This window comes from Bradyrhizobium sp. AS23.2, assembly GCF_001908185.1.
In the GTDB taxonomy this organism is placed as follows: Bacteria; Pseudomonadota; Alphaproteobacteria; order Rhizobiales; family Xanthobacteraceae; genus Bradyrhizobium.
In genome coordinates this window covers 12,886-34,178 of the sequence record NZ_LGHM01000064.1, presented here as the reverse complement: position 1 = coordinate 34,178, position 21,293 = coordinate 12,886, and the positions used below count along the sequence as shown (strand labels likewise).

Genomic DNA, 21,293 nt, shown 5'->3' with positions numbered 1-21,293 from the left:
CGCAGCCCGCCGCGTCGGCGGAGTGCCTGATTGGCAGGCATGACTATCTCAGGGGGGACAAATGCCGCCCCAGCAAAGGAACAGCCGGTTAGGTCGGCGATTGGGTTCGTAGTTCTATTCGGGGTGATGTCGCGACCGAAACAGTGTGGAAACTGCGATTGAAGTAGATCAGGCTTTGTCCGCATGCCCGTTGCTTGAGCGCCAGCACCCGGCATAGCAGAATATCGTGGCTCTGGACCGGCACGACGTTCTCAATCCTGCAGTCGAATGCGACTGCGCTGCTTTCAAGGACTGGCGATCCCGTCTCCATCGCGGTCCACGACGCGGCCGCAAACCGGGCTTCGGAATCGGTTCGACCGCCGAATATCCCGGCGAGCCCGATATGCTCGCTGGTCAGGACGTTGACGCAAAGATGTCCATTGCGTTGAAACGTCTCATACACTGATGCGGATCGGTTGAGACAAACCAGCAGAATCGGCGGATCGTCGGCCACGCTGCAGACCGCGGACGCGGTAAAGCCCGCGCGCCCTGCACCGCCAGAGGTGGTGACGATACTGGCGGCCGCGCCGAGCTGCGCCATTGCATTGCGATAGTCCTGTTTGGTCGGGGCGACGTTTGCCATTGGGAACTCAAGCTTTGCCGCCATCGATGACGATCGAAGATCCGGTCATGTAGGAGGACTCGTCGCTCGCCAGATAGACCGCCAACGCGGCGATCTCGCTGGGATGACCGAGCCGATTGAGCGCCCGTCCTTCGGCGAGGCCCGCTAGGGCTGTTGCCTGCCGGGACGGCTCCAGGCCCGATATGAACTTGCGCGGCATCGGCGTATCAACGACGCCAGGCAGGATGGCATTGACCCGAATCGGTGCCAATTCCAGCGCGGCGGCCTTGGTCAACATCACCACCGCTGCCTTCGCCGCGCCGTAGGGCGCCATGTTCTTTTGCGGCTTCTCGCCCGCCCCCGACGACATGTTGATGATCGAAGGGCTGACTCCGGTCATCATTGGCACGAACTCCCGCATCATCAGGAAGGTGCCGCGCCCGTTCACATTCTGCAGCCGGTCCCACTCGTCCAGCGTCGTCTCCACCAGAGGCTTGCCGAGAATGACGCCCGCGTTGTTGAACAACACGTCGAGCCTGCCCCAGATGCTCTGGACATGGTCGGCAACCGCTTTCACAGACGCCTCGGAGGTGATGTCGAGCGGGTGGTAGCGTACGCCGTCAGTCCGGTTGAAGGCGGCCGCGACTTCGGCGGACGCCGTCTCGAACAGGTCACACGCCAGAACCGATGCGCCTTCGGCGACAAACATCTCGACCGACGCGCGGCCGATGCCGCCGCAGGCGCCGGTCACGAGAATCCGCTTGCCGGCAAGCCGCCCTGCAGGATTGGACATGATCTTCTCCATCCCTGGCTTGCGTCAGTGCCGCAGGCCGGCTTGTTTCAACAACGGCATGACGTTGCGTTCGAAATAAGCGAGCTCGACGTTGTAATCGAGGAAGAACAGGACGAGGCCGTCGAGGCCCAGATTCGAGTAGTTGGCCAATTGCTCGACGATCTGCTCCGGCGTGCCGATCAGCGGATGAGTGCCGTAGCCGGCGACGAAACGTTCCTGCGATTTCGCCAGCCGCTCATTGAACGACTGGCTTTCGATTCCGAGAACGCTCATCATGTTGCGAGCGGCTTCCCTATCGCCATGGTCGAGGATGCTCTGATAGACCGCGAGAGCCTCGGCTTCCGTATCACGGCACACGATCAGCGCGGAGGCGCATAGGCCGATCTCGCGGCCGTGTTCGGTTCGTGCGCGTTCCTTGATCGCCAGATGCTTCTTGATGCTTTCCGGCTTGTCGAGGGTGGCGAAGCAGAAATCAACTTCACGGGCCGACAATTCGATCGCTGCTGGCGAATTGCCGGCATTTATCAAGACCGGATGCGGCTTCTGAATCGGTTTTGGGCTCGCCTGCACGTTCTTGAGGTCGAAGTATTTTCCCTTGTGGTCAAACGGCTCGTTGTCGGTCCAGAGCCGTTTCACCACCGAGAGCCATTCGGCGCCATAGTGATACCGCTCGTCATGCTCGAGCATCCGGCCGCCGAACATTTCGAGTTCGGGCCGGAACCATCCCATGACGAGATTGATGCCGAAGCGTCCGTTGGAGATATGATCGATGGTCACGGCCTGCTTGGCAGCGACCACGGGATGCACCGTCGATACGTGCGAGGTCGCGAACAGCATGATGTTCTTGGTGGCCTCGGCCAAGCCCGCAGCCCAGGTATAGGTCTCGAACGACGTGCCGTTGAAGTTGGTAGTGCCGCCAAATCCGCGCCAGCGGCCGAGCGGCAGCGCAATCTCGAAGCCCATGGCGTCGGCGCGCATCACGATCTCGCGGCTCTGCTCCCAGGTCATCCTGAAGGAGGTCGGCGCCTCGCTGATCATCAAGCCGTTGCTGCAATTCATGCCGAACACGCCGAGCTTCAGTTTCTGTGTGTTGTACAGCGGCACATTGTTCCGCCGGTAGTCCATCAGCGTGTCGTATTCGCTCTTGCTCATCTGCATGACGGGATTTCCTCTGAACATTCGTAGGAGTTGAAAATCAGTGAGGCGATTAGGACAAGGACGGATCACCGCTTCCGCCTTCGTAGGCGATGATGGCGTCGAGTTGTCGAAGCGTGAAGTCGATGTCGTCGAGCCCAAGCAGCATGCATTCCTTCCTGAAGGGGTCGATGTCGAACGTGAACGAGGTCGCGCCGGTTGTGATCGTCTGGCGCTCGAGGCTGATGTAGAAACTGTTGGCGGTGCCGCCGGCCGCTGCGACCAACAGAACGTTGACGTCGCGCTGCGGCAGCACGATCGGCAACAGGCCATTGAGAAGGCTGTTCTGAAAAAAAATCGCGCCGAAACTGGGCGCCACGACCGCGCGAAATCCATAGTCGAGCAGCGCGTAGACCGCGTGTTCGCGCGACGACCCGCAGCCGAAATTGTTGCCGGCCAGCAGAATTTGCGCGCCCCTGTGTTCCGGCCGGTTCAGGGCGAACGACTCGACGAGAGTGCCGGTCTTGTCGAACCTCTGATCATGGAACAGGGCGGCTTCGAGGCCGTCGGCGCGTCGCCGCGCCAGAAATCGTGCCGGTACGATCTGATCGGTGTCGATGTTGTCCCGCGGCAGGGGCGCGGCGCTGCCGCAAAAGGATTCAAAGCGCTGCATTACCGGTCTCCATCGACAATCTGGCTGACATCGACCGGCTTGCCAAAAACCGCGATCGCCGCTGCCATGGCCGGGCTCATCAAATGGGTCCGGACGCCGACACCCTGACGGCCGACGAAATTGCGATTGGACGTCGACGCGCAGCGTTCGCCCGATGTTGCCAGATCACCATTCATGCCGACGCACATCGAACAGCCGGAACTCCGCCATTCGAAGCCGGCGCTTGTGAATATGCGGTCCAGTCCCTCAGCCTCGGCTTGCGTCTTGACTTCGGTCGAGCCGGGAACGACCAGCGCGGGCAGGATCGCCTTGCGGCCGTCGATGACGCGGGCCGCCTCGCGCAGGTCAGAGATCCGGCCGTTCGTGCAGGAGCCGATGAACACGCGGTCGAACGCGATGTCAGTAACCCGCATGCCCGCGGACAAGCCCATATAGTCGAGCGCCGCGCGCGCGCGGTCGCGCGCCTTAGCGTCGACATGATCGGGATCGGGAACGCAGCCATCCACCTGGATTGCATCCTCCGGGCTCGTCCCCCAAGTGATCATCGGCCTTAGGTCCGAGATATCGATGGCGAGATCGCGGTCGAATACCGCGTCGGGGTCGGAAGCCAACTTTCGCCATCTGGCGACGTAGCGGTCCCAATCGTCGCCAGTCGGTGCAAACGGTCGACCAGCCAGGTATGCGATCGTGGTGTCGTCGGGCGCGATCAGGCCGAACTTGGCGCCGGCCTCGATCGACATATTGCAGAGGGTCAGGCGCTGTTCAATCGACAGCCTATCGACCACCGGCCCCGCATATTCGACGACATAGCCAGAGGCACCGGACATGCCGATCCGGGCGATGATCGCGAGGATAATGTCCTTGGCGCTCGTTCCCGGCCGCAGCCGGCCGCTGATGGTGATCCGCATCGCCTTGGGCTTGTGCTGCCACAGCGTCTGTGTGGCCAGCACATGCGCGACCTCCGAGGCACCGATTCCGAACGCCAGCGCGCCCAGCGCGCCATGGGTGGCGGTGTGGCTGTCGCCGCACACCACCGTCGTGCCCGGTAGCGTGAGACCGAGTTCGGGCCCGATGACATGGACGATGCCCTGCTGGCGATGTCCGATGCCGAACAGTTGCACGCCGGCTGCTTTCGTATTGCCTTCCAATGCCTCAACGATTCCGCGCTTGTCGGCATCCGGCACACCCTGCGTCGCGTGCGCCCGCGTGGGGACGTAGTGATCGGCCGTGGCAAAGGTCAGGTCGGGACGGCGCACCGACAGCCCCTTGTCGCGCAGGATGTCAAACCCGCGTCGCGAACCCTCATGGATCAGGTGCCGGTCGATATATAGCAATGTGCCCGCATCCGGTCGGCTCAGGACGTCGTGCTGCGACCAAATCTTGTCGAACAGAGAACGGGGCATTCTGTATCCTGCCGTTGATCTTGAAGCTCGTCCGCGCGCTGCGCCGGTGACGGTGGTGAAGCTAGGGCGCGTCGATCGCTTGGGCGCGAATGGCGTCCCACTCCGCCGCTCCCAGGCGGCGGGCACCATCGGCAACGTCGATGTCGCCGATCGGAACGGGATGACGGCCGATGTCGCGCGCCTGCGCCAGAACGGCCTCGGACGCCCCGAGTACGGACTTGAACAGGATGCTAGGAAGAATCGCGAGCCGGTATCCCAGCTTCTCCGCCTCAGCGAACGCGATATCGGGAGAGCGGCCGCGCCACACGATGTTGAGCAGGCACGGCCCACGGACCAGCTGTGGAACGCGGGCAGTCTCGTCCATATCGCGCGGCGATTCCACAAAGGCGATGTCGGCGCCGGCTTCCAGTGCGGCGTTCGCCCGCGCGATCGCTTCGTCGAAGCCGATCACGGCGAGTGCGTCGGTGCGCGCAATAATGATGAAATCCGGATTCTGCCGGGCAGCGACCGCGGCCCGGATCTTGGAAATATACTCCGCCGCGGGGATCACCGATTTGCCGGTGAAATGACCGCATTTCTTGGGGAATTCCTGATCCTCAAGATGGATCGCGGCGACCCCGCAACGCTCATAATCGCGCACGGCGCGCGTCACGTTGAGTTCGTTGCCGTAGCCGGTGTCGGCGTCCGCGATCAACGGGATGCGCAGGCTCGCCGCGATTCGCGCGGCGTTGGCGATCATTTCCGACATCGTCAGCAGACCGTAATCGGGAAAGCCGAACGAGGCCGACGTTCCGGCGCCGGTCATATAGGCAGCGTCGAAGCCCGCTTGCTCGATCGCACGGGAGGTGATGCAGTCATAGGCGCCCGGAGCGATCAACATTTGCGGGCGCGCCAGGAGGCGTCGCAATAGAGCAGCTGTGGTCATGAACTGGCCTCGTCGGATTGCACTTTGATCACCACGCTTGGGGTGGGGTCAGCCGGGAAACTCCAGCGTTTCGCTGCTGATGACCGACGCGAACTTCTTCAGCATCATGATGGAGCTGTCATGCTCTTCCCTGGTTGCCGCCGCGCAGCCATCCTCGATCACGGTGCAGATGAAATCGCGATCATGCGCGTCGCGAATGGTCGCCTGCACAACGGCCGTTGTGGAAACACCGCTGGCGTAGACGTGCCGGATCTCGTTGGCCCTGAGAAAGGCTTCGAGCCGCGTCGAATAGAACGGGCTGACGCGGTGCTTGGTGATGAAGGTGTCGTTCTCGGCCGGCTCCAACGCGGAATGGATATCGAACCCTCGGCCCGCGCGATTGAACAGGCCATATTGCTTTGCCGCACCGAAGATCGGCGATGTCGCGGGACATTCGCGGTAGTCCGCCGAGAATCCGACCTGGACGAATATGATCGGCACCGCCGCCGCGCGCGCCTTGGCAATCGCCCGCTGGGTGTTGGCGATGATGCTGCGTCCGCGGACTTCGGCTCCGAGAGCGGTCCTGCCGTTCGGGCCGTCCTCGGCAACGAGGTCGTTTTGCATGTCCAAGATCAAATAGGCCGACTTCATACAATCCCTCGCTTGGCTTAATTGAGTTACACGATTGTAATACAATTCTGCGACTGTCAAGTAGGGGCGTGGACACTCGCGTCGCGAACGGCGGCGCTCATCGGAGGCGCGAAGGGAAGGTCAAAGCGATCAATCGATTCCAAACAGGCTCGGCGGCAGCTTCATGAAATCTTCGCGCACGCGGCGGACGTGGCTTCTCATCTGCGCCGCTGCGAGGTCCGCATTACCTGCCACGATCGCCGCGGTGATGCTCCCATGTTCTGCGCGAGCCAAATCCCAATAATCCGGATCGGCGTCATGCAGCTTGCGCAGCGCGACCATTTCGGTGGGGAGTGAGACGCGCTTGATCGCGTCCCACAATTGCGTATTGCCTGAAGCTTCGGCGACCGCCTCGTGGAAACGAAGGTTCTCCGCGCGGCGTTCCTCGACCTGAAAATTTGGTCCGGTCGAGGGCCGAAGCGCCGCCAAAAGCTCTATCTTGCGCGGGTTACTTTGCCAGTGTTCGGCGGCAAGCGCGGCCGCCAGTCCCTCGAGCTGCTCGCGGATCTGGTACCTGTCGAAGATTTCCTTGCGGCGCAGCCGGCGCACGATGGCGCCTCGGTTCGGCACCAGTTCGACGATGCCTTCGACGGCCAGGCGACTGAGCGCAGCGCGGACTGACGGCCGGCTGACGCCGAAACGTTCGGTCAGAAAGGCTTCGACCAAGCGCTGGCCGGGCGCGAGATGGCCAGCCAAGATCGCCTCGCGAATCGTTTCGCGGACCTTGGTGACTGTCGAGCCGCGGACTTGCCCATCGGCGGTTGCGGCCTTTGCGGCGCCGCCCGTCGCGCTCTTTGTCTTTGCACCAGCCACGGATGAATCTCCACCGGGGCCTTGTATTGGATTTCATCGCAGCTGGAAACCAGGATCGACTTGCCGGCCACATTATTTTACATTATTGTATTACAATATCGGGGCGATCCATGGCGCTTCAATGAGAATGTAGTGGGGGAAGAAGATATGTTTGGAATGCTCCGGGTTGCTGCGGTCTCGCTGACCGCGACCCTGATGTGTCACAGCGCTCCGGTTCGCGCCGAGATCTCCAATTCGGTGGTCAAGATCGGCATTCTGACCGACATGGCGGGCCCCTACAGCGACCAGACCGGGCTCGGCTCGGTCATCGCCGCACAGATGGCGATCGACGATTTCGGTGGCACCGTCGATGGCAAACCGATCGTGTTGATTTCCGCGGACCACCAGAACAAGCCGGATGTCGGCTCCAACATCGCCCGGCAGTGGCTCGATATCGAGGGCGTCGACCTGATTGCCGATCTCGGCAGCTCGGGTGTTGCGCTGGCGGTGCAGAACCTGGTGCGCGACCACAAGCGACTGGCGATCTATTCGGGACCGGGCACTGATCGCCTGACCAACGACAGCTGCTCTCCTTACGGCATCCACTGGACCTACGACACCTATGCCAGCGGCAGAGCGATCGCCACCGCCATGATGGATGAGAAGCTCGACACCTGGTTCTTCGTGACGATGGACAATGCGTTCGGCAAATCTCTCGAAGAGACCGTTTCGAAGGTTGTGATCGAACGCGGCGGCAAGGTGCTCGGATCGGCCAAGCATCCGTCCGGTACCAGTGACTTCTCCTCCTACATTCTGCAGGCCCAGTCGTCGGGCGCGAAGGTCATCGTCTTCGCAAACAGCGGCGCGGACTTCGTGCAGTCGATCAAGCAGGCGCGGGAATTTGGCATGACCGGTAATTCGCCACGCCTCACCGGGCCGGCCATCGCCATCACCGATATCAAGGCTCTAGGTAAGCAGTCGGCAGCCGGCCTGCAATATGTCGAAGCCTTCTATGCCGGCCTCAATGACAAGTCGGCCGCATTCTCAAAACGCTTCAAGGAACGCAAGGGCTCGATTCCCGGACAGGCGCACGCAGGTGTCTATTCCGCCGTCACAGCCTATTTGCAGGCCGTTGAAGCAGTTCGGTCGGACAATTCCGAGAAGGTCATCGCGCAGATGCGGTCGAAGCCCGTGAACGACGCCTTCACGCCATCAGGAACCATTCGGATCGACGGTCGAATGGTGCACGACATGTATCTGATGGAAGCCGCTGAAGCTTCCGCCACGCCGAAGGAAGATTGGGACATCGTCCGGCTCGTCAAGATCATTCCGGGCGACCAGGCGTTCCGCCCGCTCGATCGGAGTGAATGCCCGCTGGTGAAGGTTAAGGGGGACTGAGGACCGGAAGGCGTTGTGCCTCGATGCCGGCGAAGCAATCGAGAACAGGGCGGGCATTCTGGTCGGGCAATTATGGGAGCGGCGCTGATACGTTTCAGCGTCACTATGGCAAAGAGTTGCAATGCTCCTGCGATGGATGAACTCCGCCATCGTTTGAACTTACCGTTCCGAGCGCCTGCAAATTAGAAGGCACCCGCGGAGATGGCGGTGCCAGACCGTAATCGCACCGAGCCTAGATAAACGCACCGGGTTGCCGCGGTCCGCATGGCTTATGGAGCGGCGACAACCTAGCCCTTCGGCTTCAGGATTGCGAAGTTACCATTGGCTTGCGCAATCAGCTTGTCATCGAGATAGAGCCGGGAGTCGAGATTTGCGATCGTCCGCCCGCGGTTCAACAGCATCGTCTCGCAACGGATAATCCCTGCGGCAGCCGGACGGAAATAGGTGATCTTGATCTCGATGGTGACACACGACTCACCTTCATCGAGTGTTGGGTAGAGCGCCGCCCCCATACCGGTGTCAGCCAGGGCGTAGAGCACGGCGCCATGGGCGACCCGATGCGGGTTGTGATGAACGCCTGGGGCGATCTCGATCGAACAGGTGCTGCGTCCCGAACTTCGCTCGTCGATGCGGAGCCCTATCGTCTCGGCGAACGGATGAATAGCAGGCAATAACGTCACCGTATGTTCCTCCACGTTGCGCGAGAGACTGGCGCATCTTCATTTCGTTAATCAAGTTTGCATAAGCAGGTCAACAGCCTTCGATGATCAAATAGTCGCCGCATCAGGAATTCGTCCGACGCGTCGCGGCCAACTTCTCATTTGCTTTTTTTCGCGGGACGCGACACCTCGGCACGCCCGAGCAGGCGGCCCGTCAACACCAGCATCTGATCGACGGCCTCTTCCGGAGTTCGTTTTCCTTCGGGATTGTACCAATAGGCGGTTCTATCCCATTGATTCATGACGGACAGCGTCACAAACATTGGATCGACGAGCTCATCCGAACCGACAATCTCATTCACAAGATCATGAATCTTGTAGCGATAATCGTCGAGCCGCTTGTCAAAATGCTTTCGCTCCCTTTCAGGAAGAAACATCCTGCCAAACTGCGGATCGATCAGGCGATCGTTTGCTCGAGCGATAACCCCGTGCCGTATCTTGTAGCTCACATGACGTCGGGCGATTTCGATCAAACGTTCGTGGCGGGGCGTTGAATCGATGTCTTGCAAAACATACGAGAAGAAATCGTTCATCCCGAACTCGATCGCCTCAACGAGCAACGCCTCCTTTGAGGAATAGTAGTTATAGAGAGTAGGCGCCTTCAGACCGACTGCGCTGGCAATCGTGCGCATGCTGCAGGTTTCGTAACCTCGCTCCGCAAACAATGCGATGGCCGTCAGGAGTATGTGCCCCCGCATCCGGCCGACGGACGCCTCCTGCCGCTCGACGATCGCTCCTTCGTCGATAGCCTGGCCAAGATAGCTGAGGCCGACCCCGTCCTGCGGGACCCGAGCTCCTGTTCGAGTACGCTTCATCCCTGCCCGGCTCATGGACTGCCCGCTCCACGGGTTCGTGCTCATCTACGGATCAGGTAGCTGACCCGCCGCCGCCTGACAACTGCGCCCCACAAATCGGATCGAACCTGGAGCGACCCACCGTCGATGCCCCCACAGCGCTAGAGCCATTTCCGTTCCGATGGAATCGGAACGGGGCTCTAGATTCTTGTTTTGACGCGTTTTCTTTACGCGAACCGGTATCCACTTCTCTCGAAAACGCTCTAACAACATAGGTATCAAATGCGGGCGCCGGGTGAGGTTAAAGCCGGCCAAGAGACGGACTATCGGTTGGGCCACATCTACACCCCCAATGTCGCCTATTGAGACCGGGCCGACTCTGCTTCCTGAAGCCCTCGCCACATAACCTTGCCGGATGCATTCTTCGGCAAGGCGTCAACGAATTCGACTATGCGAGGGGCCTTGTATGCGCTGATCTGCGCACGGCACCAATCAATGATATCCTGCTTCGCCAGCCCTGAATGCGACGGCTTACGGACCACCACCGCCTTAACCGTCTCGCCGCGATAAGAATCGCTTGAACTGATAACGCATACTTCCTGGATTCCGGGATGCCGGAACATCAGCGCCTCGAGTTCTGCGGGCCACACCTTGTAGCCGGACGCGTTGATCATCCGCTTCAGCCGGTCCGTAATGAAGAAGTAGCCGTCTTCGTCCTGATACCCCAGATCGCCCGTCCGCAGGAAGCACTTCCCGTCGATCGTGATGAACGCCTGCTCCGTTGCATCGGCACGACGCCAGTATCCGCCAAAGACTTGCGGGCCGTGAACGACGATCTCACCCTGCTCGCCCACCGCCACCTCGGCGCCCGTATCAATGTCAATTACCCGCGCCTCGACACTGATGAAAGGAATGCCCAAGCACTGAAGTTTCGGCGCATCACATGGGTTGAACAGCGTGACAGCAGCGGATTCCGTGAGACCGTAGCCTTCGACAAACCGCAGCCCGAATTGATCAAACAGCCGCTCGGCGATGGCCTGTGGCATGGCTGAGCCGCCGCCGCCAATATAGACAAGACTGGAAAGGTCACATTGCTCGAGCTGAGGACTGGCCAGCAGATCAATGATCATCGTCGGAATGCAGGTCCAGTGGCTCACCTTATGTTGCGAGATGAGCTGTCCCGCTACCTCGCGGTCCCAGCGCGGCATGATCACCAATGTCCCACCGGTAAGAATCGAGGCGTGCATTACACATACGAGACCGGTGATATGAAACAGCGGCAGAACAGCCAGGCTCACCATCTCGGGCGTACCATCAAGCCAGAACGACGTCGCCATTGCATTGTGCATGACGTTGGCATGAGTCAGCATGCAGCCTTTGGGCAATCCCGTTGTGCCACTAGTATAAGGAAGAAGTGCCAGATCATCGCGCCCCGCGACCGGATCCGGCAGGGCATCCTGCGTCTGAAGCGCATCCTGCCAATGATGGACGGCCCCTCGCTTCAAACTCGGCAATGGATGACGCCGGCTCAGCCATTCCTGCCATTGCACCGGCACAGTAGATGAACCATGCGATGAATCGATGACATCGCCGAACTGCGTAACAATCAAATGATGGAGATGACCCGCCGTCTCTATCCCGTCGCTCGCGGCAGCGACCTCACCTGCAAGATCCCCGGTTGTAATGGCCACTGTGGCTTGCGCATCGGTGATGTAGTGACGCAACTCCGCCGCCCGGTTCATCGGGTTCACTGGCACCACGACTGCGTTCGCGCGGGCAATCGCATAATGAGCTATGACAAGCTGGGGACAATTCTGCATGACCACCAGCACGCGATCACCGGGCTGAATGCCAAGTGCAGCAAGCCGCGCGGCAAGCCGCACGGCCGCATTCTCCAATTCCGCGTAAGTGATACTGCTGTCAAGGAAAGCCAAGGCCGTCTTGTTCGGATAGCGTTTTGCACTGACAGACAGGCTATCCCAGAGCGAGACAGCCGGCGGCTCAATTGCCTCGGGCAACCGAGCCGGCCAAACCTTCCAAAATCGCTTTTGCTGTCGCATCATTTTCTTTCGACTTCAGGCAAAGGGGGAAGAGCGTCACCTGCAACTCTTCCGGTGCAGACTGGCTGGGACCACCGCTCCTCGCGCGGCGCTGGAATTCACATCCCTTCGGCGCGCGAGGTTGCACGTGCGTACTTTCTGAAACCCGCCATCGTCTAGTTCTTGACCAACGGGCAACGTGACTCTGAAAGCGGCTGGTACAAAGACAAATGGCCTATCGCAGCGGCAACCGCGAATGTTTGAACCACCTTCATGAGACATCCTCGCAGTTTGCTGTTTTCGAATTCGTGTGGAGATTGCCGCCGGCTGGCCATCACTGACCAGGCCGCCGATCACCAACCTGCTCGCAGGAGGTCTAACGCTTAACGCGTTCCCCGACCCACGCCCCGATCGCTTGCAGCGTCGAGACGGTTTCCGGCAGGAACGGAAAGATCGTGTAGACGTGCACGGAGTCTTCAACGATCCGCGTGGTCACATCCACGCCAGCCTGCCTGGCACACTCCGCAAAACGGGTGGTGTCGCTCAGCAACACCTCGCCTTCGCTGGCGGTCAGGAACATCGGAGGCAATCCCGACAGATGGCCATACAGCGGCGACACCAGCGGATCGGTCGGCTCGTGCCCCTGGAAGTATGATGCGCCGAGATAAGCCAACACGTCGCGATTGGCGGCGGGGTCGTCGCCGGAGAACTCGGCAACAGTCGGTCCCCGCAAGGTGAGATCCACAAACGGACAAACACCGATGATCCCGGCCGGGAGCGGGTTTCCAGCCGTCTTCAACACAAGCGTCAAAGCGAGTGCCAGCCCGCCCCCCGAGGATTCGCCGCTCAATATGATGGACGATGCAGGAACGCCGCTGTCGAGCAGGCCGCGATAAGCATCGACGGCATCATCGACGGCTGCGGGATATGGATGTTCCGGCGCAAGACGGTAATCGACAGTGACACAGTCGCCGCCAACGGCTTCCGCGAGCCGATAGGCATACTCCACCGATCCGCTCGCCGAGCCGAGTACGTAACCGCCGCCATGGAAATGCAGAACAGTCCGCCCGCCGGACGAGCCCGCCTTGCTCGAACGAACCCGCAGCGCCGGTACGCCACGAAGCTCAAGCTTCTCAACCTGGACCTGCTTTGGCAGCGGGAAGCTTGTCGTCAGAAACCGATCATAGCCCTCTCGCAAACCATCGTGCCCCCGCGCCACGTTCTCGGGCCAAAACGTGTTCTTCCACATCGTGAATGCGCGCTGACTCTCCGGCCGCTTCAGGCTCTTGCCCTCGCGGGTCGCCGATAGCCCCAACACTTCACCCGGCGACTGCTTCACCGCCTTGAGAACATCGTAACCCCAGACGAACCCCCACGTGGTTTCGGTCATCGGGTCGATGTGCTGCATGCCCTTCCAACGACCATTTCGTGCGCGAATGCGGTCCGCTTCGGATTCATGGGTCAACTTGACCATGGCGCGGGCGCCTGACTGAACGCGCGTCGTACGGGGACGCCGACGCTGTTCGTATTCCAGCAGAGCCGCCGGAACGTTCTTGTCTGCGCGCTGCGAGAGGACGGTGGCGAGCGTCCAGGCGTCTTCGATACCCTGGCATGCGCCTTGCGCGAGGAACGGCACCATCGGGTGCGCAGCGTCGCCCATCAGCGTTACACGGCCGTAGGTCCAGCGGTCGATCGGATCGCGGTAGTACATTCCCGTGATGAACGAGGAATCGATTTGCTCCATCATCTTCCGCGCGCGCGGTTCGATGTCGCTGAATGAACGGTGCAGCTCGTCAATGTCGCCGCTTTCCGTCCACGATTCGCGCTGAACTTCAGTTGCCGGCACAGAGGCGAGAATGCTGTAGAGATTATTCGGACGAACCCAGTAGGTGATCAGCGTGCGGCCAGGGCCGAACCAGTAGTTGCCCTTTTCCTCGAGATTTATAGAGGCCAGCCTGCCCGCCGGAATCAGGGCACGCCACATCAGGATGTTGGAAAAATGCGTCGGCTCCTCGCCGCGCATCTGCTTCCGGATCGCCGAGTGAATGCCGTCCGCACCAATCAACGCATCGCCGCGGAGCTTCTCTCCGGAGGCCAGGCTGACCGTCACGCCTTCGTCGTCTTGTTCAAAGCCGGCACATTGCACGCCGAGTCGCAGCATCCCATCCGGCATTGCGCTCGCAAGGATGTCGATCAAGTCCGCGCGATGGATGTTGTAGAGCGGCGCACCCCAGTGCTTCGTGCCGGCGGCGCCAAGCGGCGACCCATAGATCAACTTGCCGGTGCTTATATCCCGCATTTCGTAGGATTGCGGAATGACACCCTTTTCCGCAACCGCCTCCTCGAGGCCCAACTCCCGCAACACAAGCGAGCCGTTGGCGGCGAGCTGGATGCCGGCGCCAATTTCCTTAAGTGCAGACGCTTGCTCGAGAACCGTCACGTCAATGCCCTTTTGACGTAACGCAATCGCGGCAGCCATGCCGGCGATACCCGCCCCAACGATAATAATGTGCATTCACAGCCTCCCTGCCGCGACGCGCTGCCCGCTTCGGGGTGGCTTACGAACGAATGTTCGTAAGCCACCCGCCCGCAACAACGATCGTCAAGGCCGCCCCGGCCACGATGAGATTCGCCAGGCGAACTCACCTCGCCCAGGACAACCAAACACTCCCGCCGGATCGATGCGATCAGTCGTTCGGCAAAGCCATTCTGCCAACGCGAAGCTGGTGCGGTAGGCTTGTCCGGGATACCCATGGCGCGCAGTCAGCGGGTGACAACGCTGCCAAGGATCCGGTCGCGATCGCGGATCAGACAGTGCGGAGTGTCTGTTACTTGACCCGCAACCCATTGTGCCGGCAGGTTTGCTGTGATGTTGACCCAGACAAGCTCTCTGCGGTCTTCGACGCAGGCGGAGAGCAGATCACAACAACCGGTCCACGGTGGCAATATCTGGCGCGTGCCTACGCAAGAAGGTTCGCCACCGATGTTCGGATGTCTGCGGTTACCCTTTTGACAGCCTGCAAGCGGGATCCGGCGGACCGAATGCGTCCTCACCGGAGATACGGGTCAGCACTTTGAAATAGTCCCAAGGATACTTCGATTCGTTAGGCGACTTTACCTGTACCAACATCAAGTCGTGCACCATCAGGCCATCTTCGCGCAGCTTGCCATTTCTTGCGAAGAAATCTTCGATTGGCTTTTCGCGCATCTTGGCAGTCACGGCCAAGGGATCATCCGTTCCGGCAGCCTTGATGGCGTTGAGGTAGTTCATCACGGACGAATAAACACCGGCCTGCCACATGGTCGGCATGCGATTCATCCTGGCGAAGAAACGCTTCGACCACTCACGCGTCTTGTCGTCCATATCCCAGTAGAAGGAGGTCGTAAGCAGCAGTCCTTGCGCTACGGGCAATCCGAGCGCGTGCACGTCGGTGATGAGCACCAGCAATCCGGCCATCTGTTGCCCGCCGCGGAAAACACCAAACTCGCCCCCCGTTTTTATAGCGGTCGTGTTGTTCGGAGGACCGCTCGCTATACCTATGATCTTCGCTTTCGAAGCCTGGGCCTGCAGCACAAACGAGGCAAGATCAGGAGTGCCGAAGGGAGGCTTGACCGAACCGATCACCTTCCCTCCGTGGTCCGAGATCACTGCCGACGCGTCGCGTTCCAGCGAATGACCAAATGCGTAGTCGTCGGTTATGAAGAACCAGCTATCCCCACCGCGCTTGACAACCTCTTGCGCGGTTCCCACCGCGAGTGCACGCGTATCGAATACCCACTGCAAGGCGTAGGGTGAGCAGTACTTGCCGTGGAAGTCTGCCGAGCCTGTCGCGTGCGTGATCATCAGTTTGTGCTTCTCATTGGCAACAGACTGCACCGCGAGCCCGACTGCCGATATCGGCACGTCCACGATCAGATCGACTTGTTCGGTATCGTACCAGCGGCGCGCTATCGCCGAACCGACATCCGGCTTTAGCTGATGATCTCCGACGATGACGGAGATGGGCTTTCCCAGTACGGATCCTCCGAAGTCTTCCACCGCCATCTGGGCCGCGGTCACGGAGCCCTGGCCTGTCGGAGTCGACGCAGGCCCCGACATGTCGGTCAAGACGCCGATCCGAACGACGTCATCAGAGATTTGGGCCGCAGCATTCGTGACAAACAGCACCGAAGCTCCAACGCCCAATGCCCTCATAAAGTACCTTGCTATCATCGCAGTCCCCCCCTTTTCTACTTAAATACATCCAGTCCACTCGTCGTTCGCCCGCCCATCAGCGCCGCTCGATTTTAAATAGTGGACGTCCGAACCGGGCAGTGAAGCGAAGCTGGTTTGAACTTGCCGGAGCCCTACAAGTCCAATGTGATCGAGTCGGACGCCGCACGCGAAACACAGATCATCATCGTCTTGCCGGCGTCCCTCTCGGCAGGTGTGAGAATTTGGTCGCGATGTTCCGGCGTTCCGGCGAGCACTGCGGTCTCGCATGTCGCACAAAGCCCCTCCCGGCAGGAAAAAGATACGTTTATTCCCTCCGCCTCCAAGGCCTCGAGGATGGATTGGTTCGGCGCTACTGTGATTTCGCGGCCGCTCCTTGCGAGGACGACGGTGAAGCTCTCGTTCCTGGCGCCGGCGATATCCCTCTGCGTAAACCACTCGAAGTGGACATGGCCGGGCAGCCGGTCCGCTGTCGACTTTTCAACGGCCTCCATCAATGCCGAGGGACCACAACAATAGATGTGGGTGTCGGATCTCACTCCTCTCAGGAAGCTTTCGACATCAAACAAGTGACCGGCTTCATCGTCGAAGTGCAGGTTGACCTTGTCACCGAAGGTCTCGATTTCGGAAAGGAAAGCTGCATTTCGTCGACTGCGTAGAAGATAGAGCAAGCGCCATGCACGTCCTCGCTGCTCGCACCAGCGCACCATGGTTATAATCGGCGTTATTCCGATCCCGCCGGCAATGAATTGGTATGACGCTGCTTCCTCAACGAGCGGAAAATTGTTTCGGGGTGGACTCGTGAGCAGAGTATCGCCAGCGGCCAACGTCCGATGAATATAGGAGGACCCGCCGCGGCTCTGCTCGGCCAGAGCCACCGCTACATGATAGCGATCCCCGTCGGTGGGCTCGCCGCACAGGGAATAGCATCGCGGAACGCCAATCGGCAGCCGCAATTCGATGTGCGCCCCCGGTTGAAAGGAAGGTAACACCTGATTGGCTTCGCCACGCAGGTCCAGCACGACCACACCCTCGGCTGCAGGCGAAAGCTTGGCGACGCGAAGCTTGAGCTCTTCCAAGCAGCCCTCCCTCGTAAACATCGTGAAATAACGAAACGCCAACCCGCCCCCACTCAAGAGGGCGGCCGGACGGCTCTTTCTACCGGCGTTGCCGGCCCTCAGGCGGCAGCACGCGCGTTTCGCTCCGCTTCCATTCGGCCCTTGAGAGCCCACCTGAAGTGCGAGAGCGGTGCATCCGCGCGGATAGCCAGCAGCTCATAGTTCGGGTCAGCGTCGAAAACCTTCTGCTGGGCTTCAATAATGGCTTTGTCTTCCATGAACCCTTCTTCGAGGCTGTGCCGCAAAGACAGCGTGATGTTCGGATCATCGATGTCGAAATCGTGCAGATAGTTCCAGAAGAAGTGCGTGGAGCTGCGCGTCTCGGGAGTCATGAACTGCGCGTTCCGGTACTGCCTCGTGCCTTCCACCGCTACGCCCTTTTCGGCCCCCTTGCCTGCCGGCGCAAACATCGTATCCAGCAGGAAAATACCCGGGACCAGCATCCGCCCGATGTTGCGGCGATCCACATGGTCCGTTTTGTTCCGGATTACCTTTTTGTGGTAAGGGGGTGGCTCGGCGTTCATATGCCACCGCTCAACGCGGAAGCCGTCGTCTAGGCGCTCAACCGCTACCGGCTTGGTTGTGTAGGCGTACTCCTCCGATCCACCCAGCGTGTTCGTATGGACGAACGCCAGATGAGCGAAGTCGCTCAGATTGTCGACGATCAGCAGCCAGTTTGCCTTATAATGCATGTATCCCGGCAGGCCGCGCCACTTTGCGTCGGCCAACGGCGGGTAATCTACGATCAGCGCCGGGTCGGCTTTCTCGATATCGCCGGTCCAGATGAAAACGAGGCCATAGCGCTCCACGGCGGGATAGCTCCTAACACCCAGCTTCGGCGGAATCATTTCCTGGCCCGGAATTTGAATACACTTTCCGGAAGGCTCAAACTTCATGCCGTGATACATGCAACGGAGGTCGTCGCCTTCGATGCGGCCCATCGACAAAGGGGCGGCCCGGTGGCAACATCGGTCGTCAAGCGCTACTACCTTTCCGCTTTCGCCCCGATAGATCACGATAGGCTGCTCGAGGATCGTGCGGGCCACCATCTTTCCGTCGATCAGCTCGTGAGCCCATGCCGCTACGTACCAGGAATTCCTCAGAAAGACTTCGTCATGGCTCATGCGCCTCTCCCTAATCAGCAAGTGCATCTTATTCGCATCTTGTAGGTCATACTTGTAGGTCATACGGCAGGCCCGAAGAACACGGTTTCTCTGGACAGACCGTCCGTCCAAATGGACAATCGCAACATGGACTGGCGCGACTGGGAACTGTTCTGCGAGGTGGTTGACCGTGGCGGCTTCAGCGCAGCGGCGCGCGCGCTGGATCACCCAAAGTCGAGCCTCAGTGCTGCAGTGCAGCGTCTGGAAGGGAGTCTTGGTGTCCGGCTGATTGAGCGTACGACACGGCACGTGCGTCTCACGGACGCCGGCAACACTATCTATCAACGGGCTCGTCCGCTGTTCCTTGCACTCCATGAAACGCGAGATCAAGCGCTCTCCCTTAGCGGCGTCATCGCCGGCACGCTGAGGATCAAATCACCATACGAATTCGGGGCGCATCATGCGGGACCTGTCGCCTGTGAACTGATGAGCAGATACCCCGATCTGCGCATTCGGATCGACGTTGAACACGACCTGGTTCATCCGGTCGCCGAAAACTACGACATTGTCCTTGCAATGGTGGAAGCGCCGCTCACCTCCGCTGGAATCGTCATAAAGAAGGTCTATTCGTTGGAGCGGGGCCTGTTTGCCGCTCCTTCGTTACTTCAGGAGCACGGAGAACCGAGGACAATAGAAGAGCTTCGGAGATTGCCTCTCATAACCGGTCCGAGCGATACTCCGTGGGCTCTGACCACTCCTCACGGTGAGACTGAGCATATTGAGCTTGATAGCCCAAGGCTCACCAGCTCCAATGCCAACATCAGGCTGCAAGCGGCTCTCGCCGGCCATGGCGTATTGCGGGTAACGGCGAGTTACACTCAAGGTGCCGTCAAAAATGGCTCGCTGTGCCGGTTGCTTTCGGATCACGCTTGCGAGCCGCTCACTGTCCATGCCTTGCTTCCGGCCCGACAGTTTGTGCCTTCCAAGGTCCGTTGCTTCTTGGACGCTTTGGAAATGCACTCGCGGCGCGAAGCCCAGACAGCCGAGAAACCATAGACCTCGCCATCCACCGATCGACCCGGCAGGTTTCGCTGGAGTCAACAACCAAGCAACTGATTGTTTTGTCGCTGCGGTATCGTTCTCGACGGCACCCGGGTTCGTCCGATAGGACGCGAGCCAACCCCGAACGAGAACAGATGATCGCGAAAAGCCGAAGCGCCTGCCCCGCACCTCAAGCTCGACGCCCGAAGACAACACCGCGGTCGCGAGCTCCCGGCAAGCGGCAGGAACTCCCGAACGACCGTCGACAGGTCCTGATCAACGAGGCTGCGCGGCTGTTCGGCAGCAAGGGTTACGAGAATACGTCGATGCGACATCGCGGCGGTCGTCGGTATCCTGCCGGGCTCGCTGTATCATCATTTTCCTTCCAAGGAGGACTTGTTCGTCGCGGTCTACTCGTTTGCGGTGTCGCAATCCCTGGACGCGGTGAAAGCGGCCGTGACGAGCCGTGTCGATCCATGGTCCCGCCTGGAAGCGGCGTGCATCGCGCATATGCAGGGCTTGCTGGACAAGAACCGCTTTGCGCGCCGTGCTGGTCCCACACCTGTCCGTCAACAGTCTTCCCGAGCAGGTCGTGACGCTGCGCGACAGATACGAAGCCGTGTTCGAGAGCCTGATTGCCGAGCTGCCGCTGCTGGCAGGAATCGATCAACGCATCTTCAGGCTCGGGCTGCTTGGATCGATGAATTGGGCGATCACCTGGTACCGCCCCGGTGGGGAGACGCCAGCGAGTATCGCGCGCAAGCTCTTGAACGCCATCCGCCGCGGATAGGCCGCGCCGTCGCACTGGTTTCGACACCGGGCCCGACACCATAGCGGCCGCGAGAGGCGGCGACGGGTGGTTTCGCCTGTTCGACAGAGTGCCGGCTAGGACGGCCCGACTTGATCCGTACCACGCGCCAGGGAAAGCCCGCCCGTCTGTAGCCTATACGTTCCACGTACACCCCTTTGCCAAAGTTCGACTTTTTGCCGATTCACCACCTCCCGCCCGGCACAACCGGCAAGACCCTTGAATTTCAGCTGAACAAATTTATGATGATAAAATGGATAAACCGGGCATTAGCACTCTCGATCCATCGCGCCGCGCGTCGATCAAGCGCAAGCGCTCCGACGTCGTCGCCGATCTGATCCGCAGCCATATCTTCCAAGCCGGCTTGCAGCCCGACGACCGGCTGCCGCAGGAATCCAAACTGATCGAGATGTTCGGCTGCAGCCGCTCCACCATCCGCGAGGCGCTCAAATCGCTGGAAGTGCAGGGCCTGGTTCAGAACACGACCGGTCCCGGAGGCGGAGCCCGCGTCGCGCCGGTCTCGATCAACCGGATCGTCGGACTGCTCAGCAACTACTTCTATTTTCAACCAACCAGCACCGCGCAGATCTATCAGATCCGGCGCCTGACCGAGCCGGAGCTCGCGTTCAGCGTGATCGGGCATCTGACGTCCGCGCACTTCGCAGCGCTTGAAAAGGCAATTGCGGTCCAGGAGCATCATCCAGACGGCACCGCCGACTGGGAACACCATCGCCACGCGGAGATGGATTTCCACGACATCCTGATCGATGCCTGCCCCAATCCGCTGCTTGGGCTGGTCTGTCGCTTCGTCAACGAAGCGATCCGCCACCTGATCGGCAAGCTGGGCGTGCAGGAGTTCTCCGCCGCGTTCACGGTCGAGAATATCGACTTCCACAAGCGCCTCTTGAGCGCGTTCCGCTCGGGCAACGCGGCGCGCGCCAGGCGCGTCATGCTCGAGCACGTGCTCAGCGCCGAAGCCATCGTCGTTCCGCCGGCTGACCGGCGGACGGATCAGCCTGTTTTTACGGAGCCGCTGCGGCTCGATTAAGTGGCAGCGCCAAGCTGCATGT

19 protein-coding genes and 1 pseudogene are annotated in these 21,293 nt (G+C 60.3%); 5 read left to right on the top strand and 15 right to left on the bottom strand.

Translation table 11 applies throughout. From position 1 onward, the window contains the following. Positions 1-88 precede the first annotated feature (88 nt). From AC630_RS15280 to AC630_RS15245, 8 genes are all read right to left on the bottom strand, one after another. The gene (locus AC630_RS15280; RefSeq protein WP_074119350.1) at positions 89-622 is read right to left on the bottom strand and encodes a flavin reductase; all 534 of its coding nucleotides are present in this window, start codon (positions 620-622) and stop codon (positions 89-91) included. Between the two features lie 7 nt (positions 623-629). Beyond that, positions 630-1,352 carry an SDR family NAD(P)-dependent oxidoreductase gene (locus AC630_RS15275; RefSeq protein ID WP_167561213.1) on the bottom strand — a complete coding sequence of 241 codons (723 nt, stop codon included), beginning with the start codon at positions 1,350-1,352 and terminating at the stop codon, positions 630-632. 66 nt (positions 1,353-1,418) lie between these two features. Further along, a complete protein-coding gene (locus AC630_RS15270; protein ID WP_083636277.1) occupies positions 1,419-2,552 on the bottom strand; it encodes an LLM class flavin-dependent oxidoreductase in 1,134 nt (377 codons plus the stop codon). A gap of 49 nt (positions 2,553-2,601) precedes the next feature. Continuing rightward, complete coding sequence (leuD, locus tag AC630_RS15265) at positions 2,602-3,201, bottom strand: 3-isopropylmalate dehydratase small subunit (RefSeq protein WP_074119323.1); 600 nt, start codon at positions 3,199-3,201, stop codon at positions 2,602-2,604. Next, on the bottom strand, positions 3,201-4,604 hold the full coding sequence (gene leuC, locus AC630_RS15260) for a 3-isopropylmalate dehydratase large subunit (protein WP_074119322.1): 1,404 nt from the start codon (positions 4,602-4,604) through the stop codon (positions 3,201-3,203). Before leuC ends, leuD begins: the two co-directional genes overlap by 1 nt. A gap of 61 nt (positions 4,605-4,665) precedes the next feature. Further along, the gene (locus tag AC630_RS15255; protein ID WP_074119321.1) at positions 4,666-5,529 is read right to left on the bottom strand and encodes an isocitrate lyase/PEP mutase family protein; all 864 of its coding nucleotides are present in this window, start codon (positions 5,527-5,529) and stop codon (positions 4,666-4,668) included. Positions 5,530-5,577: 48 nt separating this feature from the next. Then, a complete protein-coding gene (locus AC630_RS15250) occupies positions 5,578-6,159 on the bottom strand; it encodes a cysteine hydrolase family protein (protein ID WP_074119320.1) in 582 nt (193 codons plus the stop codon). 129 nt (positions 6,160-6,288) lie between these two features. Further along, positions 6,289-7,011, bottom strand: a complete 723-nt coding sequence (locus AC630_RS15245; RefSeq protein WP_074119319.1) for a GntR family transcriptional regulator — start codon at positions 7,009-7,011, stop codon at positions 6,289-6,291. Positions 7,012-7,158: 147 nt separating this feature from the next. Here AC630_RS15245 and AC630_RS15240 point away from each other — a divergent pair, with 147 nt between their 5' ends. Continuing rightward, positions 7,159-8,388 carry an ABC transporter substrate-binding protein gene (locus AC630_RS15240; protein WP_083636276.1) on the top strand — a complete coding sequence of 410 codons (1,230 nt, stop codon included), beginning with the start codon at positions 7,159-7,161 and terminating at the stop codon, positions 8,386-8,388. 287 nt (positions 8,389-8,675) lie between these two features. On the opposite strand, the gene AC630_RS15235 is transcribed toward AC630_RS15240, so the two are convergent. From AC630_RS15235 to AC630_RS15205, 7 genes are all read right to left on the bottom strand, one after another. After that, positions 8,676-9,068, bottom strand: a complete 393-nt coding sequence (locus tag AC630_RS15235) for a PaaI family thioesterase (protein ID WP_074119347.1) — start codon at positions 9,066-9,068, stop codon at positions 8,676-8,678. 137 nt (positions 9,069-9,205) lie between these two features. Continuing rightward, positions 9,206-9,967 carry a TetR/AcrR family transcriptional regulator gene (locus AC630_RS15230; RefSeq protein WP_083636274.1) on the bottom strand — a complete coding sequence of 254 codons (762 nt, stop codon included), beginning with the start codon at positions 9,965-9,967 and terminating at the stop codon, positions 9,206-9,208. Between the two features lie 293 nt (positions 9,968-10,260). Continuing rightward, positions 10,261-11,964, bottom strand: coding sequence for a long-chain fatty acid--CoA ligase (locus AC630_RS15225; RefSeq protein ID WP_245330406.1), 1,704 nt, complete (start codon positions 11,962-11,964; stop codon positions 10,261-10,263). A 352-nt stretch (positions 11,965-12,316) separates the two neighbouring features. Beyond that, on the bottom strand, positions 12,317-14,455 hold the full coding sequence (locus AC630_RS15220; RefSeq protein WP_074119316.1) for an alpha/beta hydrolase fold domain-containing protein: 2,139 nt from the start codon (positions 14,453-14,455) through the stop codon (positions 12,317-12,319). 486 nt (positions 14,456-14,941) lie between these two features. After that, positions 14,942-16,108, bottom strand: coding sequence for an ABC transporter substrate-binding protein (locus AC630_RS15215; protein ID WP_502691513.1), 1,167 nt, complete (start codon positions 16,106-16,108; stop codon positions 14,942-14,944). A 179-nt stretch (positions 16,109-16,287) separates the two neighbouring features. Continuing rightward, entirely contained in the window at positions 16,288-17,232 is a 945-nt protein-coding gene (locus AC630_RS15210) for a PDR/VanB family oxidoreductase (RefSeq protein ID WP_083636281.1), read from the bottom strand. A gap of 98 nt (positions 17,233-17,330) precedes the next feature. Continuing rightward, on the bottom strand, positions 17,331-18,395 hold the full coding sequence (locus AC630_RS15205) for an aromatic ring-hydroxylating dioxygenase subunit alpha (protein WP_074119343.1): 1,065 nt from the start codon (positions 18,393-18,395) through the stop codon (positions 17,331-17,333). 111 nt (positions 18,396-18,506) lie between these two features. On the opposite strand from AC630_RS15205, the gene AC630_RS15200 reads away from it, so the two are divergent. The 4 genes and pseudogenes from AC630_RS15200 (at position 18,507) to AC630_RS15190 (ending at position 21,271) form a co-directional block, all read left to right on the top strand. Beyond that, positions 18,507-19,430 (top strand): LysR family transcriptional regulator, encoded by a 924-nt coding sequence (locus tag AC630_RS15200; RefSeq protein WP_245330405.1) that lies wholly within the window; start codon positions 18,507-18,509, stop codon positions 19,428-19,430. 270 nt (positions 19,431-19,700) lie between these two features. Beyond that, positions 19,701-19,790: pseudogene (locus tag AC630_RS48310) on the top strand (hypothetical protein); the annotation flags it as partial. A 172-nt stretch (positions 19,791-19,962) separates the two neighbouring features. Next, positions 19,963-20,205, top strand: a complete 243-nt coding sequence (locus AC630_RS46245; RefSeq protein WP_245330407.1) for a TetR-type transcription factor C-terminal domain-containing protein — start codon at positions 19,963-19,965, stop codon at positions 20,203-20,205. A 271-nt stretch (positions 20,206-20,476) separates the two neighbouring features. Then, positions 20,477-21,271, top strand: a complete 795-nt coding sequence (locus AC630_RS15190; RefSeq protein WP_074119314.1) for a FadR/GntR family transcriptional regulator — start codon at positions 20,477-20,479, stop codon at positions 21,269-21,271. The last annotated feature ends 22 nt before the right edge of the window (positions 21,272-21,293 follow it).

Coding starts and splice junctions, on each gene's coding strand:
- AC630_RS15280 (WP_074119350.1), bottom strand. CDS start 622: ATGGCAAACGTCGCCCCGACCAAACAGGACTATCGCAATGCAATGGCG.
- AC630_RS15270 (WP_083636277.1), bottom strand. CDS start 2,552: ATGCAGATGAGCAAGAGCGAATACGACACGCTGATGGACTACCGGCGG.
- leuD (WP_074119323.1), bottom strand. CDS start 3,201: ATGCAGCGCTTTGAATCCTTTTGCGGCAGCGCCGCGCCCCTGCCGCGG.
- leuC (WP_074119322.1), bottom strand. CDS start 4,604: ATGCCCCGTTCTCTGTTCGACAAGATTTGGTCGCAGCACGACGTCCTG.
- AC630_RS15255 (WP_074119321.1), bottom strand. CDS start 5,529: ATGACCACAGCTGCTCTATTGCGACGCCTCCTGGCGCGCCCGCAAATG.
- AC630_RS15250 (WP_074119320.1), bottom strand. CDS start 6,159: ATGAAGTCGGCCTATTTGATCTTGGACATGCAAAACGACCTCGTTGCC.
- AC630_RS15240 (WP_083636276.1), top strand. CDS start 7,159: ATGTTTGGAATGCTCCGGGTTGCTGCGGTCTCGCTGACCGCGACCCTG.
- AC630_RS15230 (WP_083636274.1), bottom strand. CDS start 9,967: ATGAGCACGAACCCGTGGAGCGGGCAGTCCATGAGCCGGGCAGGGATG.
- AC630_RS15225 (WP_245330406.1), bottom strand. CDS start 11,964: ATGATGCGACAGCAAAAGCGATTTTGGAAGGTTTGGCCGGCTCGGTTG.
- AC630_RS15220 (WP_074119316.1), bottom strand. CDS start 14,455: ATGCACATTATTATCGTTGGGGCGGGTATCGCCGGCATGGCTGCCGCG.
- AC630_RS15205 (WP_074119343.1), bottom strand. CDS start 18,395: ATGAGCCATGACGAAGTCTTTCTGAGGAATTCCTGGTACGTAGCGGCA.
- AC630_RS15200 (WP_245330405.1), top strand. CDS start 18,507: ATGGACAATCGCAACATGGACTGGCGCGACTGGGAACTGTTCTGCGAG.
- AC630_RS15190 (WP_074119314.1), top strand. CDS start 20,477: ATGGATAAACCGGGCATTAGCACTCTCGATCCATCGCGCCGCGCGTCG.